Here is an 18075-nt window from a genome sequence, read left to right on the forward strand (position 1 = left end):
AACTTTAGTTGACAGTTGCACTACACAACCCGCGCGAGGTCCTTTGCGTCCATGAGTTACAACGGCCTGCTCGACCTGTCGGTCTGGCAACTGGTGGTGGTCACCCTGCTGCTGACCCACCTGACCATTGTCAGCGTCACCGTCTACCTGCATCGCTACTCCGCCCACCGCTCGCTGGAATTGCATCCCGCGCTCAAACACGCCTTCCGCTTCTGGCTGTGGCTGACCACGGCGATGAATACCCGTGAATGGACCGCCATTCACCGCAAGCACCACGCCAAATGCGAAACCGAAGAGGACCCGCACAGTCCGGTGCACAAGGGCCTCGCCACCGTGGTCCGGCGCGGCGCCGAGCTTTACAAGGCCGAGGCGAACAACGCCGATACCCTGCGCATCTATGGCAAGAACTGCCCGGATGATTGGATCGAGCGCAAGCTCTACTCCAATCCCCGCACCCGCAACCTGGGTGTGGTGCTGTTGCTGCTGATCGACGTCGCCCTGTTCGGCGCCCTGGGCCTCACCGTCTGGGCCGTGCAGATGGTCTGGATTCCCTTCTGGGCTGCTGGCGTGGTCAATGGCCTGGGCCATGCCGTGGGCTATCGCAACTTCGAATGCCGCGATGCCGCCACCAACCTCATCCCCTGGGGCATCGTCATCGGTGGCGAAGAGTTGCACAACAACCACCATACCTATCCCAACTCGGCCAAGCTCTCGGTCAAGCGCTGGGAGTTCGACATGGGCTGGGCCTGGATCAAGCTGTTCACCTGGCTGCGCCTGGCCAAGGTCAATCGCGTCGCCCCCATCGCCCATCGCATCGAAGGCAAGGGTCAGCTGGATATGGATACCGCCATGGCCATCCTCAACAACCGCTTCCAGATCATGGCCCAGTATCGCAAGCAGGTGATCGGGCCACTGCTGCGGCAGGAGCGAGGCAGTGCCACGCCCTCCCAGCGCCCGCTGTTCCGTCGTGCCCGGGGGCTGCTGGCCCGCGAGACCAGTCTGCTCAAGGCTCGCCATCAGGTGCGCATCGACGAACTGCTCGAGCACAGTCAGGCGCTGAAGCTGATCTACGAAAAGCGCCTGGCGCTGCAGCAGATCTGGGCGCGGACCAGCGCCAACGGCCACGACATGCTGGCCGCGACCCGGCAGTGGATCGGCGAAGCCGAAGCGAGCGGCATTCAGTCCCTGCGCGAATTCGCCGAACAGCTGAAAACCTATTCCCTGCGGCCGGCCGGAACTGCTTGAGAAAGGCTTCACAAAAGCCCACCGAAGCGGTGGGCTGCTCTATGCGGGGATTGAACCAGGCTGGTTTCAGCTGTCTCTAACTCCCTCAGGACCCCGCGTAGGCGCATGTGTATATGGATGAACAACCCTCTCTGTCTGCTCTTCCCACTCCGGAAGAGAATCTGCTGGCTCTCCTGCATTCGCGGGCCGAGACAGATCGCCTGCGTGACCGGGAGCAGCTGTTCAGCGCGCTGCTGGAAAGCGTCAATGCCGTCCTCTGGGCCCTGGACTGGCGCACTCGCCAGATCATCTATGTCAGCCCCGCCTACGAACAGATCTTCGGCCGCTCCCAGTCGCTGGTACTGACCGACTACAGCACCTGGCTTAATAATATCTACCCGGACGACCTCGAATACGCCCAGCGCACCTTGGAACAGGTGATAGAGCAAGGCGCCATAGAGTCGCGCGAATACCGCATCATCCGCGCCGATGGCGAAATCCGCTGGCTCAGCGACAAGTGCTTTGTCAGTCAACGCAGCGAGGCGGGCATGCCGCTCCTGGTGGTGGGCATCGCCGAAGACATCACCGACAAGAAGCGTATGGAGGAGGAGCTGCAGCGGCTCGCCACCACCGACGTCTTGACCCGCAGCAGCAATCGTCGGCACTTCTTCGAAAGTGCCCAGCGCGCCTTCGAATTCGCTCAGAACGAAGGCGAGCCGCTGGCCTTCCTACTGCTCGACATTGATGACTTCAAGAAGATCAATGATCGCTTCGGCCACCAGATGGGCGACCAAGTGTTACAGCGTGTTGCCGAGTGCGGGGTCCAGACCACTCGTCGAGGCGATCTGTTCGGCCGCATCGGCGGCGAGGAATTCGCCCTCTTGTTGCCAGGTTGCGACAGCGACCTCGCACTGCAGATCGGGGGCCGACTACAGCGCGCCGTGCGCCAATTGGCCGTACCCACCGCCGAGGGGCCGCTGAAGGTCACCATCAGTCAGGGTGTCACCGTCCTGCGTGAGGGCGATGAGTCCCTCGACACTCTTTATGTACGGGCCGACGAGGCCATGTACAAGGCCAAGCGCCAGGGCAAGGATCAAGTCGTCCAAGGCTGAAGCCCTTGGCAGACGTTCCAGAGCCGTACCTCCAGGTCTGGCTCTCGGATACCAGCGTGCCAGTTCCGATCATGCCTAGCCTAGCCTGGTCCTCGGTGCCCGGTAGCTTCATCCTCTCCCCAGTCAGCTGGCATGGACTCCTTTCTTCCCCCTCTTGCCCCGGCAGCCTGACGCTATCCACAGCTGTTTGTGGAAGCCGGCAAGTTGGCACCCGCTGAATGGAAAGTCTGTTTCCAAGCCGCTAACGCGTCGTAACCACTGTGATGCGAGATGTCAGGTTTCACGCGGCGGACGAGGCGTGTCATGTGCTGGGCGAGTCGGCCCTGGAAGCCGTAGCAAAAAATTACAAGTCCTTGAAGAGCGCAGGGAATTTCTCTGGATCCAGCATTCGATGACGGACTGCAAGGGTTTTCCAATGCCTTGAAAAGCCCGTCCTAGAGCGGAAAGTCGCAGGCTATGAGCTGGCCTTTTTTCAGGGAAAGGCCAGCCTTTCCGGTGCGGTATGCGGGGAAGGTTCCCTACAGCCATGACCGACCAGTCTAAGGGGAAGACCACAGAGCGGGTTTTCAACGAGGTATCGCTAGACGAAATGCTTTTTTGCAATTAGCTTTCGCAACGTGGAAGACGGTGGCAGGGGACCTGTGCTTGAAGTCGCAAATTAAAAGTCGACCAAGCCCGGGATAATTCTCCAAATTGAAACAAAAGCCCTCTAGCTTTCCCTTCCGCACGGCCCGTCGGGCATACCACCAGCAGACGCTGACACCTCTGGTGGCTGCATAACAACGATTCACCCCTGGAGCACACATGGTCAAGAAGCCACTGGTGGTCGCGGTCTCCGCGGCCTGTCTGAACCTGTCCCTCATTGCCGCCGCCAACGCTGCCGGCTTTATTGAGGACAGCAAAGCAACCCTGAGCCTGCGCAACTTCTACGAGAATCTCGATAACCGCAATGGCACCGCCAACCCGTCGACCAACCGGGAATGGGGTCAGGGCTTCCTGCTCAATTATCAGTCCGGCTTCACTCAAGGCACCGTTGGCTTCGGTGTCGACGCGATCGGCATGCTGGGTCTGCGTCTGGATGGCGGCGGCCGTGCCGGCAAGACCGACGGCTCCAATCAGCCGGGCACCATGTTCCCGCGTGAAACCGACGGCAGCTCCGTCGACGAATTCAGCACCGTTGGCGCTACTGCCAAGATGAAGATCTCCCAGACCGAATTGCGCTACGGCACCCTGATGCCCAAGCTGCCGGTCATCACCTTCAACGATGGTCGTATCCTGCCGCAGACCTTCCTGGGCGGTCAGGTGACCTCCAAGGAAATCAAGGACGTGACTCTGACTGCCGGTCAGATCGAACACGTCAAGGGCCGTGCTTCCAGCAACTACGAAGAAATGTCCATCGCGGGCTCCAACAGTGGTTCCACCGCGCGTGACAGCAACCAGTTCCGTTTCGCCGGTGCCGACTACAAGGTCACCAAGGACCTGACGCTGCAGTACTACTTCGGTCAGCTGGAAGATTTCTACAGCCAGCATTTCCTGGGTCTGACCCACAGCGTCAAGCTGGGTGAAGGTACCTTCAAGACCGATCTGCGCTACTTCGACAGCAACGGCGATGGCGCTAACAAGAATGCCGACACCCAAGGCGCGCTCTATGCGTCCAGCGGTTACTACGGCCGCACCGCCACTGGCGCCGTTACCCGTGGCGAAGTGGACAACCGTCTGTACAGCGCCCTGTTCACCTACTCGATCAAGGGCCATACCTTTGGCGCTGGCTACCAGGGTAGCAATGGCAACAGCGACTTCCCCTTCCTGAACCAGGGTGATGGCGCTTCCGCCTACATCATCACCGACCTGCAGATCAACAAGTTCGCCCGCTCCGGTGAAGACACCTGGCAAGCTCGCTACTCCTATGACTTCGGTCAGCTGGGTATGAAGGGTCTGACTGCCGGTATCATTTACCAGTACGGCGATAACATCCGCACCCGCAATGGCGACTACATGGAGTGGGAACGCGATCTGACGCTGAGCTACGTGGTCCCGGAAGGCCAGCTGAAAGGTCTGGGCTTCACCTGGCGTAACGCTTCGCTGCGCTCCGACCTGCCGGCAGCCAGCACCCAGGGCGTTCCGGGTCAGCGCGATCAGGACGAAAACCGCTTCATCGTCAGCTACACCCTGCCGCTGCTTTAAGCCGCGCTCAGGTCAGAAAAAAGCCCGTCGAAAGACGGGCTTTTTTCGTTTCCGCCGGAAATCAGCGGCCGGTCGGCTGCTGCTGGGTGATGCAGTGGATGTTGCCACCGCCCAGCAGGATCTCGCGTCCGGGGACCTGGATCACCTGGTGCTCCGGGAAGCAGGCCTGCAGGGTACGCAGGGCCTCGGCATCCTCGGGGACGCCAAAGGTCGGCGCTATGATGCCGCCGTTGACGATCAGGAAATTGACGTAGGAGGCGGCCAGACGCTCGCCAGCCCGGCGCGGCTGGGTACCCAGGCAGGCGTCTACGTCGCGGCATTCTTCCTCGCTGGCGAACAGCGGACCTGGGGTAACAATGCGGTGCACTTTGAGGGTGCGGCCGCGGGCATCGGTTTCACGCTCCAGCACGGCCAGGGCCTCGCGGCACCGGCCGTAGTTGGGATCAGCCTGGTCGTCGCACCAGCTCAGCAGCACCTCGCCCGGGCGCACGTAGCAGCAGAAGTTATCCACGTGGCCGTTGGTCTCGTCATTGTAGAGACCGTGGGGCAGCCAGATGACCTTGTCCACCGCCAGGTAGTCGCTCAAGTAACGCTCGATCTGCGCACGATCCAGGTGTGGATTGCGGTTGGCGTTGAGCAGGCATTCCTCGGTGGTGATCAGGGTGCCTTCGCCGTCGACATGGATGGAGCCGCCTTCGAGGACGAAGTCCGGGGTGCGATAGCCCGGCAGATTCTCGATCGCCAGGATCTTGCCCGCTACCTGGTCGTCGCGCTGCCAGGGAAAGTAGAGACCACCGTCCAGGCCGCCCCAGGCATTGAAGCTCCAGTCCACACCGCGCACGCCGCCCTGGTCGTCGCTGACGAAGGTCGGGCCGGTATCGCGGCACCAGGCGTCGTCATTGCTGATTTCCACCACCCGGATGTTCGGATGCTGCAGGCGGGCGCGGGCATTTTCGTACTGCTGCGCCGAGGCACCGATGGTGACCGGCTCGAAGCGGGCGATGGCCTGGGCCACGGCGGTGAAGGCCGCCTGGGCAGGCTTGCCGCCCAGGCGCCAGTTGTCCGGTCGCTCGGGCCAGACCATCCAGATCTGGCGCTGGTCGGCCCATTCGGCCGGCATGTGGAAGCCATCGGCACGCGGCGTGGTGAGGGTGGTCATGGCGAAGCTCTCCGTCCAGAGTCGTCGTGGGTGATAAAGGGAAAGATCGGCAGGGCGCCACGAGCGTGATTACGCGCAGGGCTCCGGCGGTACTGCAGCGCACCTGCCGACCGGTGCAGGACCGGTCGGCAGGCGGTGCTTACACGGTGTGCAGGTACCAGTTGTACTCGAGGTCGGAGATGGAGTGCTCGAACTCCTCCAGCTCGTGCTCCTTGCAGGCGACGAAGATGTCGATGTACTTCGGATCGATGTACTCCGCCATCACCGAGCTGTCGTCCAGGTAGCGCAAGGCATCGCGCAGGTTGTTCGGCAGGCTCTGCTCGTGCTGCTCGTAGGAGTTGCCCTCGGTGACCGGGCCGGGCTCGATCTGCCGGGTCAGGCCGTGGTGTACCCCGGCCAGGACGCCGGCTAGCAGCAGGTAGGGGTTGGCGTCGGCGCCAGCCACTCGATGCTCGATGCGGTGTGCCTCCGGCGTACCGGTGGGGACGCGCAGGGCGGTGGTGCGGTTGTCCAGGCCCCAGCTCGGGGCATTGGGCACGAAGAACTGCGAGCCGAAGCGCCGATAGCTGTTCACGTTGGGACAGAGAAAGGCCATGCAGGCGGGTAGGGTCTCGAGCACACCGCCGATGGCATGACGCAATGCGGCGTTCTGCTCGGGATCCTCGCCGGCGAAGATGTTGCGACCTTCCTTGTCCAGCAGGGAGATGTGCACGTGCAGACCATTGCCCGCCTGGCCCGGATAGGGCTTGGCCATGAAGGTGGTGTCCATCTCATGGTCGTAGGCGACGTTCTTGATCAGGCGCTTGAGCAGTACGGCGTAGTCGCAGGCCTTGATCGGATCGGCGACGTGATTGAGGTTGACCTCGAATTGCGCTGGCGCCGATTCGGCGACGATGGCGTCGGCCGGAATGCCCTGGGCGCGGGCGCCGTCGATGATGTCCTGCAGGCAGTCGGCGTATTCATCCAGATCGTCCATCGAGTAGACCTGGACCGATTGCGGACGCTTGCCGGAAATGGGTGAGCGCGGCGGTTGCGGGCGGCCGTTGATGTTCTCCTGATCGATCAGATAGAACTCCAGCTCGAAGGCGGCGCAGACGGTGAGTCCGAGCTCGTCGAAGCGCTGGACGACCTGGCGCAGGACCTCGCGGGGGTCGGCGAAGAAGGGCTCGCCTTCCATCTCGTGCATGGTCATCAGCAGCTGCGCGGTGGGGCGCTTCTGCCAGGGTTCCATGGAGAGGGTGTCGGTGATAGGGAAACAGACGCGGTCGGCATCGCCGATGTCGAGCCCGAGACCGGTGCTTTCGACGGTGGAGCCGGTGATGTCGAGGGCGAACAGCGAAGCGGGGAGGTTGATTCCTTTCTCGAAGACTTTGGGCAGATTGTTGCGCTCGATGCGTTTGCCACGCACCACGCCATTCATATCCGCAATCAGAAGATCGACGAACTGGACCTCAGGGTGCTCCCTGAGGAAGTCGGTCGCTTCATCCAAACGAACGGCACGCGGGGGTACCGACATGATGAAACACCTTTGCTTTTGGCTGCGCTCGACAAAACGGTTAGCGCCTGATGCGCCTGTTTGCCCAGTGGGCCAACCGCAGTGAGGGCACGAGTGCCCGCTGTCGATCCGACAGCGACCTGAGAGGACGGTCTCGCCTGCGCTCCGACGCTTTGCCAGCGCCCCTGTTAAAAATATCAATCAGCGGAGTTACCACCCTGGAGTCAATCCGAAAGGCGGAGCAAAGTCAACTGGCGGAAAGCCTGCTCAGGGGTGGTGCGCAGGTGCCTGTTTTTGGCGCATTCATGGGCGCTAGAACGCCTCTGTTGCGCCGCTTCTGTGCAGAATCTCGAAACTTTTTACCGGTGGTTGTGAAAAATAACGAACAAGACTAGGCTCGGATGATTCCTGTTCAACCCGGTGCCCCATGTCCGCGCTGCCCCTCATAGGTGTCACAGCCTGTACCAGGCAACTAGGCCTGCATCCCTTTCACATCGCTGGCGACAAGTATCTGCGCGCGGTGGTGGAAGGGGCCGAGGGCATGCCGCTGGTGATTCCGGCCCTCGCCGACCTCATCGCTACCGAGGCCCTGGTGGAGCGTCTGGACGGTCTGCTGTTCACCGGTTCGCCGTCCAATGTCGAACCTCGCCATTACCAGGGCCCGCCCAGCGAGCCCGGCACCCTGCACGATGCGGCGCGCGACGCCGTGACCCTGCCTCTGCTGCGCGTCGCGGTGGCTGCGGGCGTGCCGGTGCTGGGCATCTGTCGGGGCTTCCAGGAAATGAACGTGGCCTTTGGCGGCAGCCTGCACCAGAAGGTGCATGAGGTCGCTTCCCTCATGGATCACCGCGAGCGCGGCGAGACTCTGGAAGAACACTATGGCTTGCACCATCTGGTCGAGGTCCAGCCAGGTGGCCTGTTCGAGACCCTGGATCTGCCGACGCGCTTCGAGGTGAACTCCATCCATGGCCAGGGTATCGAGCGCCTGGCGCCGGGGTTGCGCGCCGAGGCGCTGGCCCCCGATGGCCTGATCGAAGCCGTCTCGCTTCCCGAGGCCCGCGCCTTCACTTGTGGTGTGCAGTGGCACCCAGAGTGGAAGGTACGCAGTCACCCGGTCTATCTCGCTTTATTCAAGGCGTTCGGCAAGGCCTGCAAGGAGCGCGCTGCCGGTCGCTGATGCTGTTCACCCCGCTCGAACCTTCGAGGTCTTTATGAGCACCCCGCTTGACCGGCTCACCGCCTGGTTGAAAGAACGCAAGATCACTGAAGTGGAATGCCTGGTAGCCGACCTGACCGGCATCGCCCGCGGCAAGATTTCTCCCACCGCCAAGTTTCTCAACGAAAAGGGCATGCGCCTGCCGGAGAGCGTGCTCCTGCAGAGCGTGACCGGGGACTATGTCGACGACGACATCTACTATGAATTGCTCGACCCGGCCGACATCGACATGCACTGTCGCCCGGACGATCGCGCGGTGTTCCTGGTGCCCTGGGCGCTGGAACCCACCGCCCTGGTGATCCACGACACCTACGACAAGCGCGGCATCCCCATCGAGCTGTCGCCGCGCAACCTGCTCAAGAAGGTGCTCAAACTCTATGCCGAGCACGGCTGGCAGCCCATCGTCGCGCCGGAAATGGAGTTCTACCTGACCAAGCGCAGCGACGACCCCGACTATCCGCTGCAGCCGCCGGTAGGCCGCTCCGGTCGCCAGGAAACCGGGCGCCAGTCCTTTTCCATCGACGCGGCCAACGAATTCGATCCGCTGTTCGAGGACATGTACGACTGGTGCGAGGCCCAGGAGCTGGATCTGGATACCCTGATCCACGAGGAAGGCACCGCCCAGATGGAGATCAACTTCCGTCACGGCGATCCGTTGCACCTGGCCGACCAGATCTTCGTCTTCAAGCGCACCCTGCGCGAGGCGGCGCTCAAGCATAACGTCACCGCTACCTTCATGGCCAAACCCATGACCGGCGAGCCTGGCAGCGCCATGCACCTGCACCAGAGCGTGGTGGATCTCAAGACCGGCAAGACGGTGTTTTCCAACCCCGATGGCAGCATGAGCGAGCTCTTCCTGCACCACATCGGCGGTCTGCAGAAATACATTCCCGAGGCGCTGCCGCTGTTCGCGCCCAATGTGAATTCCTTCCGCCGCTTCCTGCCCGATACCTCGGCGCCGGTCAACGTGGAGTGGGGTGAGGAGAACCGCACCGTGGGCCTGCGGGTACCGGATTCCGATCCGCAGAATCGCCGGGTTGAGAATCGTCTGGCCGGCGCCGATGCCAACCCCTATCTGGCCCTGGCCGCCAGCCTGCTGTGTGGCTATCTGGGCATGGTCGAGAACGTCTCGCCCAGCGCCCCGGTGCAGGGCCGCGGCTATGAGCGCCGCAACCTGCGCCTGCCGCTGACCCTGGAAGCCGCCCTGGAGCGCATGGAGCAGTCGGCCACCCTGGAGCGTTATCTGGGGAGTCGTTTCACCCGTGGCTACGTCGCGGTGAAGCGCGCCGAACATGAGAATTACAAGCGCGTGATCAGTTCGTGGGAGCGGGAATTCCTGCTGCTCAGCGTCTGACCGCGATTCAAGGAGAGGCTTCGTGACTACCTTTACCACCGCACATTGGCAGGACCTGAGTCGTCGGCACCTGCTGGCGCCCTTCACCGACTATCGCCAGCTCAACGAGAAGGGCGCACGCATCATTACCCGTGCCGAGGGTGTGCACCTTTGGGACAGCGAGGGTCAGCGCATTCTCGACGGCATGGCCGGGCTCTGGTGCGTCAACGTCGGCTACGGCCGTGAAGAGCTGGTCGAAGCGGCCAGTCGCCAGATGCGTGAGCTGCCCTACTACAACCTGTTCTTCCAGACCGCCCACCCGCCGGCGCTAGAGCTGGCCAAGACCATCGCCCAACTGGCACCGGAGGGCATGAATCACGTGTTCTTCACCGGTTCGGGCTCGGAGGCCAACGACACGGTGCTGCGTCTGGTGCGCCATTACTGGGCGACCAAGGGCCAGCCGGAGAAGCGGGTGGTCATCGGCCGCTGGAATGGCTACCACGGCTCGACCATGGCCGGCGCCAGCCTGGGCGGCATGGCGGCGATGCACGAACAGGGCGGTCTGCTGCCCGACATCGTGCATATTCCGCAGCCCTACTGGTTCGGTGAAGGTGGCGAGATGAGTGCGGAGGCGTTCGGCGTCTGGGCGGCCGATCAGCTGGAGCAGAAGATCCTCGAGGTCGGCGAAGAGCGTGTCGCCGCCTTTATCGCCGAGCCCATCCAGGGTGCCGGCGGGGTGATAGTGCCGCCGGAAAGCTATTGGCCGCGAGTGCGCCAGATCCTCGACAAGTACGACATCCTCTTCATCGCCGACGAGGTCATCTGCGGCTTCGGTCGCACCGGCGAATGGTTCGGCAGCCAGTACTACGGCAATGCTCCGGACCTGATGCCCATCGCCAAGGGGCTCACCTCCGGCTACGTGCCCATGGGTGGCGTGGTGGTACGCGACGAAGTGGTCAGGGTGCTCGACGAGGGTGGCGAGTTCTATCACGGCTTCACCTATTCCGGGCATCCGGTGGCCGCCGCCGTGGCCCTGGAAAACATCCGCATCCTGCGTGACGAAGGCATCGTCGACCGGGTTCGCAACGCCACGGCACCCTATTTGCAGAAACGCTGGGCCGAGCTGGCCGACCACCCGCTGGTGGGCGAGACCCGCGGTGTCGGCATGGTGGCGGCGCTGGAATTGGTGCGCGACAAGAAGACGCGGACGCGGTACGAGGGTGGGGCGGGCATGCTCTGCCGTGAGCACTGCTTCCGCAATGGGCTGGTGATGCGTGCGGTGGGCGATACCATGATCATCGCCCCGCCTTTGGTCATCACGCCGGAGTCCATCGACGAGCTCGTCACCCTGGCGCGCCTGAGTCTCGATCAGACCCATGCGGTGCTACGTCAACGTGGCTAATGGCCGGCAAGGCTTGAGCGCGGCGGCGGACCTTGCCAGACTGCGCGCGGGCGCTGGCCGCGCACCGAATCAAAAGACCAACGATGACTTGAGGAGCACCACCGCATGAATGTTTTTGGCAAGACTCTTCTAGCGCTGAGCCTGGCCGGCCTCTTTGCCGGCAATGCCTCGGCGGACCCCAAGGTCCTGCACGTCTACAACTGGAACGACTACATTGCCGAAGACACCATCGCCAACTTCGAGAAGGAGTCGGGGATCAAGGTGGTCTATGACGTCTATGACAGCAACGAGACCCTCGAGGCCAAGCTGCTGGCCGGCCGTTCCGGCTACGACGTGGTGGTGCCGTCCAACTCCTTCCTGGCCAAGCAGATCAAGGCCGGCGTCTACCAGCCGCTGGACAAGTCCAAGTTGCCCAACTACAGCAACCTGGATCCGCAGCTGATGAAGACCCTGGAAGTCAGCGATCCGGGCAACCAGTACGCCATCCCCTACCTGTGGGGCACCATCGGCATCGGCTACAACCCGGCCAAGGTCAAGGCTGCCCTGGGCGACAATGCCCCGGTGGATTCCTGGGACCTGATCTTCAAGCCCGAGAATCTCTCCAAGCTCAAGGGCTGCGGCGTGGCGGTGCTGGATTCGCCCACCGAGATCATTCCCGCCGGCCTGCACTACCTCGGCTACAAGCCGGATAGCCAGGATCCCAAGGAGATCAAGGCGGCCGAAGAGCTGTTCCTCAAGGTGCGTCCGTACATCACCTATTTCCACAGCTCCAAGTACATCTCGGACCTGGCCAATGGCAACGTCTGCGTGGCGGTCGGTTACTCCGGCGACATCGCCCAGGCCAAGGCCCGTGCCGCCGATGCCAAGAACGGCGTGACCGTGGCCTACAACATTCCCAAGGAAGGCGCCGGTACCTTCTTCGACACCATGGCCATTCCCAAGGATGCCGAGAACTCCGAAGGCGCGCTCAAGTTCATCAACTACCTGATGGAGCCCAAGGTTATCGCGGCGGTCAGCGACTATGTGCAGTATCCCAACGGCAACAAGGCGGCCACCCCGCTGGTGGCCGAAGAGATCCGCACCAACCCGGGGATCTATCCGACCCAGGAAACCATGACCAAGCTGTATGCCTTCCCGGATCTTCCGGCCAAGACCCAGCGTCTGATGACCCGTACCTGGACCACCATCAAGTCCGGCAAGTGATTGCTGCCGCCGCGTGCGGCTGAAAGGACGGCACGCCGGAGTCGCTCCGGCGTGCCGTACGTCTGTATGGACCGCTGAAAGGGTGTCGCCGTCGATGCCCATCATGAAAGGAGCCGCCCGTGCTTTCGTTGCGTAAAACCCTGCTGGCCATGACGACCCTGACCGTCATGGGAACCGCTGTCGCCGACCCGACGGTACGTGTCTACAACTGGAGCGATTACGTCGGCGAGACCACGCTGGAAGACTTCCAGAAGGCCACCGGCATTACCCCGGTCTATGACGTATTCGATTCCAACGAAACCCTCGAAGGCAAGCTGTTGGCCGGCCACACCGGCTACGACGTGGTGGTGCCTTCGAGCAACTTCCTGGCCAAGCAGATCAAGGCGGGCGCCTTCCAGAAACTGGACAAGAGTCAGCTGCCGAACTGGCAGAATCTCGACCCGGCCTTGCTCAAGCAACTGGAAAAGAGTGATCCGGGCAATCAATACGGCGTGCCCTACCTGTGGGGCACCAACGGCATCGGGTACAATGTCGACAAGGTCAAGGCCGCGCTGGGTACCGACAAGCTCGATTCCTGGGCCATCCTGTTCGAACCCGAGAACCTCAAGAAGCTGAGCAAGTGCGGCGTCTCCTTCATGGATTCGCCCGATGAGGTCTATCCGGCGGTACTGCAATACCTGGGACTCGATCCCAACAGCACCAATCCTGACGACTACAAGAAGGCCGAGGCACAGCTGCTCAAGGTGCGGCCCTACATCACCTATTTCCATTCCTCCAAGTACATCTCGGACCTGGCCAACGGCAACATCTGCGTGGCCTTCGGCTATTCCGGCGATGTCTTTCAGGCACGTTCGCGTGCCGAGGAAGCGAAGAAGGGCGTCAACATCGGCTACGCGATTCCCAAGGAGGGCGCGAACCTCTGGTTCGACCTCTTGGCCATCCCCAAGGATGCCAAGAACGTGAAGGAGGCCCATGCCTTCATCAACTATTTGCTGCAGCCCGAGGTCATCGCCAAGGTCAGTGACTATGTCGGCTACGCCAACCCCAATCCCAAGGCGGGCGAGCTGATGAATGCCGAGCTGCGGCAGGACGAAACCGTCTACCCGCCTCAGGCGGTGATGGACAAGCTGTACGTCATGAAGGAGCTGCCCCCGCAACTCCTGCGCCTGGAAACCCGTAGCTGGACGCGGGTCAAGTCCGGCAAATAACCAACGCTAAGCGGACCGGCCCGGCCGGTCCCCGATTTTCCTGGGAGATGTACATGGCGACCGCCACCAGTGCCTTCAAGAAAGCCGCCACCGGCGACAAGAAAGCCAAGGAAGTCCTGGTCAAGATCGACCGGGTCACCAAGAAATTTGACGAAACCGTCGCTGTCGACGACGTCTCCCTGACCATCAACAAGGGTGAGATTTTCGCCCTACTCGGCGGCTCGGGTTCGGGCAAGTCGACCCTGTTGCGCATGCTGGCCGGTTTCGAGCGGCCCAGCGAAGGACGCATCTTCCTTGATGGCGAGGACATCACCGACATGCCGCCCTACGAGCGGCCGATCAACATGATGTTCCAGTCCTATGCGCTGTTCCCGCACATGAGCGTGGAGCAGAACATCGCCTTCGGCCTCAAGCAGGACAAGCTGCCCAAGGCCGAGATCGACGCCCGCGTGGCCGAGATGCTCAAGCTGGTGCACATGACCCAGTACGCCAAGCGCAAACCGCACCAGCTCTCCGGTGGCCAGCGCCAGCGGGTGGCCCTGGCGCGTTCCCTGGCCAAGCGACCCAAGCTCCTGTTGCTCGACGAGCCCATGGGCGCCCTGGACAAGAAGCTGCGCTCGCAGATGCAGCTGGAACTGGTGGAAATCATCGAGCGCGTGGGCGTGACCTGCGTGATGGTGACCCACGACCAGGAAGAGGCCATGACCATGGCCGAGCGCATCGCCATCATGCACCTGGGCTGGATCGCCCAGGTGGGCAGCCCCATGGACATCTACGAGACCCCGGCGAGCCGGCTGGTCTGCGAGTTCATCGGCAGCGTCAACATCTTCGACGGCGAGCTGACCGACGATGGCGCCGACCATGCCATCATCCACAGTCCGCAACTGGAGCGGCCGATCTATATCGGTCACGGCATCAGCACCCGCGCCCAGGAAAAGCAGGTCACCTTCGCCCTGCGGCCCGAGAAGCTGCTGATGGGCACCAGCCTGCCGGCGGATCACGAGCATCCCGACTACAACTGGTGCAGCGGCACCGTGCATGACATCGCCTACCTGGGTGGGCACTCGGTCTATCACGTCAAGTTGGGGACCGGGCCCATCGTCCAGTGCTTCATCGCCAACGCCGAGCGTCTCGGCAAACGACCCACCTGGGACGACGCCGTGGTGGTGTACTGGGAAGACGACAGCGGCGTGGTACTGCAAGCATGACCAGACCTCCCTTGCTCAAGCGCCTGCTCGATGGCCGCCGCCTGACCATTGGCGTGCCCTTCGTCTGGCTGTTCCTGTTCTTCCTGCTGCCGTTCCTGATCGTGCTCAAGATCAGCTTCTCGGTGGCGGACGTGGCCATCCCGCCCTATACCGAGCTGTTCAGCTACGCCGATCAGCAACTGGATATCGCGCTCAACTTCGGCAACTACCTGATGTTCGCCGGCGATCCGCTGTATCTGGATGCCTATCTCGGCTCGCTGAAGATGGCCGGCATCAGTACCCTGATCTGCCTGCTGATCGGCTATCCCATGGCCTATGCCATCGCCCGCGCCAGTCGCGAGAAGCAGACGGTGCTGCTGCTGCTGATCATGATGCCGACCTGGACCGCCATTCTCATCCGCGTCTATGCCTGGATGGGGCTGCTCTCCACCAATGGCCTGATCAACAGCTTCCTGATGAATCTGGGCATCATCAACAGTCCGCTGCAGATGCTCAACACCAACTTCGCGGTGTACCTGGGGATCGTCTATTCCTATCTGCCGTTCATGATCCTGCCGTTGTTCGCCAACCTGGTGAAGCATGACCTGACCCTGCTGGAAGCCGCCGGCGACCTGGGTGCCAGTCGTTTCACCAGCTTCTGGAAGATCACCGTGCCGCTGTCCAAGAACGGCATCATTGCCGGCTGTATGCTGGTGTTCATTCCGGCGGTGGGGGAGTTCGTCATTCCCGAACTGCTGGGTGGCCCGGAGACCCTGATGATCGGCCGCGTGCTCTGGCAGGAATTCTTCAACAACCGTGACTGGCCGGTGGCCTCGGCGCTGGCCGTGGTGATGCTGCTGATCCTGATCGTGCCCATCGTGCTGTTCAATCGCAACCAAGCCAAGGAACTGGAGGGCAAGCTGTGAGCCAGACAGCCATTCTGTGCCCATCGTGCTGTTCAATCGGCTCTCCAATCTGGAGCCGAGCCAAGGAACTGGAGGGCAAGCTATGAGAGGCCTCAAGTTCACCAACCTGATGCTGGTGCTCGGACTGCTGTTCATCTATCTGCCGATGGTCATCCTGGTCATCTACTCCTTCAACGAGTCACGCCTGGTGACCATCTGGGGTGGCTGGTCGGTGAAGTGGTACGTCGGTCTGCTGGACAACACCCAGCTGATGAGTGCGGTGTTCCGCTCCCTGGAAATCGCCTTCTATACGGCCATCTCCTCGGTGATCCTCGGGACCCTGGCGGCCTTCGTGCTGACCCGGATCCCGCGCTTCCGTGGCCGCACCGTGTTCGGCGGCATGGTCACGGCGCCGCTGGTGATGCCCGAGGTGATCACCGGTCTGTCGCTGCTGCTGCTGTTCGTCTCCATGGCGCAGCTGATCGGCTGGCCGCAGGACCGCGGCGTGACCACCATCTGGATCGCCCACACCAGCTTCTGCGCCTCCTATGTGGCGGTGGTGGTCTCTTCGCGCCTGCGCGAACTGGACCTGTCCATCGAAGAGGCGGCCATGGACCTGGGTGCCCGGCCCTGGAAGGTGTTCCTGCTGATCACCATTCCCATGATCGCGCCGTCGCTGGCGGCGGGTGGCATGATGTCCTTCGCCCTGTCGCTGGACGATCTGGTGCTGGCGAGCTTCGTGTCCGGTCCCGGCTCCACTACGCTGCCCATGGAGGTGTTCTCCGCGGTGCGCCTGGGCGTGAAACCGGAGATCAATGCCATTGCCAGCCTGATCCTGCTGGCGGTCTCGCTGTTCACCTTCTTCGCCTGGTATTTCACCCGGCGTGCCGAGAAGAAGCGCCTGCAGGGGCTGCAGGAGGCCATGGACGCCACGGCCTCGGAGATCACCCAGCGCGAGCGCGAGACGGCGACCCTCACGGCGCCGCCGGCCAACAGCTAAGAGCTAAGCGACGAGAAGCGGCCTTCGGGCCGCTTTTTTTGTGCCCCGCTGCTGGCTGCGACAAGCGCGACCGCTCCCGCAGGGCGCGATTTGATACCATTTGGCTTTTGCCAGGTAGCGCTCCCGCCATGAAACAGTACCTCGACCTGATGCGCCACGTGCGCGAACACGGCACCTTCAAGAGCGACCGCACCGGCACCGGGACCTACAGCGTCTTCGGCTACCAGATGAGATTCGATCTGGCCGAGGGCTTTCCCCTGGTCACCACCAAGAAGTGCCATCTCAGATCCATCATCCACGAGCTGCTGTGGTTCCTGCAGGGCGAGACCAACATCCGCTATCTCAAGGACAACGGCGTCTCCATCTGGGACGAGTGGGCCGACGAGAATGGCGAACTGGGCCCGGTCTACGGCTACCAGTGGCGCAGCTGGCCGGCACCGGATGGTCGCCATATCGACCAGATCGCCGGGGTGGTGGACATGATCCGCGCCAAGCCCGATTCACGCCGCCTGATCGTCTCGGCCTGGAATCCGGCGCTGGTGGACGAGATGGCCTTGCCGCCGTGCCATGCGCTGTTCCAGTTCTATGTCGCCGATGGCCGCCTGAGTTGCCAGCTCTATCAGAGATCCGCCGACATCTTCCTCGGCGTGCCCTTTAATATCGCCAGCTATGCGCTGCTGACCCTGATGGTGGCCCAGGTCACCGGACTGCAACCGGGCGAATTCATCTGGACCGGCGGTGATTGCCACCTCTATGCCAATCACCTGGAGCAGACCGATCTGCAGCTGACGCGCGAACCGCTGCCGCTGCCGACCATGAAGCTCAATCCGGCGGTACAGGACCTGTTCGCCTTCCGCTTCGAGGATTTCGAGCTGGAGGGCTACCAGGCCCATCCGCACATCAAGGCACCGGTCGCGGTCTGACGCCGTGATCGCAGCGCTCAGGCGCTGCGGTCGTGCTCCAGCACCTCGTCCACCAGTTGCTCCGGCGACTGGCGCACGTCCAGCACCTGGGCCTCCAGGTGGTCGGGCGCTTCCAGGGTGTCGAGCTGGCTCTGCAACAGCTTGGGATCGAAGAAGTGCCCACGGCGGCTGCCGATACGCTCGGCGAGCAGCTCCGGGGAGCCCTTGAGAAACAGCAGACGCACACCTTCGAGGCCGTTCAGCAGGCGATCTCGATAGACTTTCTTCAGCGCCGAGCAGGCGAACACCCGGGTGGTGCCCTCGGCCCGCGCCTGCTGCATGGCATCGTGGATAGCATCCAGCCAAGGCCAGCGATCCTCGTCGGTGAGGGCGATACCCTTGGCCATCTTGTCCTTGTTGGCCTGGCTGTGAAAGGTGTCGGCATCGTCGAAACGGCAGCCCAGTCGGCTGGCCAGGAGTTCGCCCAGGGTGGTCTTGCCACTGCCCGAGACGCCCATTATCAGATAGATCATCGTCGGTACTCC

General features: G+C 62.4%; 15 protein-coding genes. 12 read left to right on the forward strand and 3 right to left on the reverse strand.

The window, feature by feature from the left end:
• Positions 1-51 precede the first annotated feature (51 nt).
• The 3 genes from desA to NRG74_RS21440 all read left to right on the forward strand — a co-directional run bounded on the left by desA (position 52) and on the right by NRG74_RS21440 (position 4520).
• Positions 52-1245, forward strand: a complete 1194-nt coding sequence (gene desA, locus NRG74_RS21430) for a delta-9 fatty acid desaturase DesA (RefSeq protein ID WP_068383545.1) — start codon at positions 52-54, stop codon at positions 1243-1245.
• A gap of 113 nt (positions 1246-1358) precedes the next feature.
• The gene (locus NRG74_RS21435; protein ID WP_064308092.1) at positions 1359-2336 is read left to right on the forward strand and encodes a GGDEF domain-containing protein; all 978 of its coding nucleotides are present in this window, start codon (positions 1359-1361) and stop codon (positions 2334-2336) included.
• Between the two features lie 804 nt (positions 2337-3140).
• Complete coding sequence (locus NRG74_RS21440; protein ID WP_017640880.1) at positions 3141-4520, forward strand: OprD family porin; 1380 nt, start codon at positions 3141-3143, stop codon at positions 4518-4520.
• 61 nt (positions 4521-4581) lie between these two features.
• Here the strand turns inward: NRG74_RS21440 and aguA are convergent, their stop codons facing one another.
• The gene (gene aguA, locus NRG74_RS21445; protein WP_173149100.1) at positions 4582-5679 is read right to left on the reverse strand and encodes an agmatine deiminase; all 1098 of its coding nucleotides are present in this window, start codon (positions 5677-5679) and stop codon (positions 4582-4584) included.
• 139 nt (positions 5680-5818) lie between these two features.
• The gene (locus NRG74_RS21450; protein WP_007160769.1) at positions 5819-7195 is read right to left on the reverse strand and encodes a glutamine synthetase family protein; all 1377 of its coding nucleotides are present in this window, start codon (positions 7193-7195) and stop codon (positions 5819-5821) included.
• Positions 7196-7601: 406 nt separating this feature from the next.
• On the opposite strand from NRG74_RS21450, the gene NRG74_RS21455 reads away from it, so the two are divergent.
• The 9 genes from NRG74_RS21455 (at position 7602) to NRG74_RS21495 (ending at position 17551) form a co-directional block, all read left to right on the forward strand.
• Positions 7602-8351: a gamma-glutamyl-gamma-aminobutyrate hydrolase family protein gene (locus NRG74_RS21455; protein ID WP_257705272.1), complete on the forward strand. Its 750-nt coding sequence runs from the start codon at positions 7602-7604 to the stop codon at positions 8349-8351.
• A 34-nt stretch (positions 8352-8385) separates the two neighbouring features.
• Positions 8386-9744: a glutamine synthetase family protein gene (locus NRG74_RS21460; protein ID WP_017640877.1), complete on the forward strand. Its 1359-nt coding sequence runs from the start codon at positions 8386-8388 to the stop codon at positions 9742-9744.
• Between the two features lie 22 nt (positions 9745-9766).
• On the forward strand, positions 9767-11125 hold the full coding sequence (locus NRG74_RS21465) for an aspartate aminotransferase family protein (protein ID WP_257705273.1): 1359 nt from the start codon (positions 9767-9769) through the stop codon (positions 11123-11125).
• A gap of 105 nt (positions 11126-11230) precedes the next feature.
• A complete protein-coding gene (locus NRG74_RS21470; RefSeq protein WP_017640875.1) occupies positions 11231-12328 on the forward strand; it encodes a polyamine ABC transporter substrate-binding protein in 1098 nt (365 codons plus the stop codon).
• 149 nt (positions 12329-12477) lie between these two features.
• Positions 12478-13536 carry a polyamine ABC transporter substrate-binding protein gene (locus NRG74_RS21475; RefSeq protein WP_173149200.1) on the forward strand — a complete coding sequence of 353 codons (1059 nt, stop codon included), beginning with the start codon at positions 12478-12480 and terminating at the stop codon, positions 13534-13536.
• A 53-nt stretch (positions 13537-13589) separates the two neighbouring features.
• On the forward strand, positions 13590-14744 hold the full coding sequence (potA, locus tag NRG74_RS21480) for a polyamine ABC transporter ATP-binding protein (RefSeq protein WP_017640873.1): 1155 nt from the start codon (positions 13590-13592) through the stop codon (positions 14742-14744).
• A complete protein-coding gene (locus NRG74_RS21485; RefSeq protein WP_064308087.1) occupies positions 14741-15649 on the forward strand; it encodes an ABC transporter permease subunit in 909 nt (302 codons plus the stop codon). The genes potA and NRG74_RS21485 overlap by 4 nt, the downstream gene beginning before the upstream one ends.
• Positions 15650-15731: 82 nt before the next feature.
• Positions 15732-16628, forward strand: a complete 897-nt coding sequence (locus NRG74_RS21490) for an ABC transporter permease subunit (protein WP_257705274.1) — start codon at positions 15732-15734, stop codon at positions 16626-16628.
• A gap of 128 nt (positions 16629-16756) precedes the next feature.
• The gene (locus NRG74_RS21495; RefSeq protein WP_017640870.1) at positions 16757-17551 is read left to right on the forward strand and encodes a thymidylate synthase; all 795 of its coding nucleotides are present in this window, start codon (positions 16757-16759) and stop codon (positions 17549-17551) included.
• A gap of 17 nt (positions 17552-17568) precedes the next feature.
• Here the strand turns inward: NRG74_RS21495 and NRG74_RS21500 are convergent, their stop codons facing one another.
• Positions 17569-18063 carry a gluconokinase gene (locus NRG74_RS21500; RefSeq protein ID WP_017640869.1) on the reverse strand — a complete coding sequence of 165 codons (495 nt, stop codon included), beginning with the start codon at positions 18061-18063 and terminating at the stop codon, positions 17569-17571.
• Positions 18064-18075 lie beyond the last annotated feature (12 nt).

This window comes from Pseudomonas oryzihabitans (genome assembly GCF_024652905.1).
GTDB classification, from domain to species: Bacteria; Pseudomonadota; Gammaproteobacteria; order Pseudomonadales; family Pseudomonadaceae; genus Chryseomonas; species Chryseomonas benzopyrenica.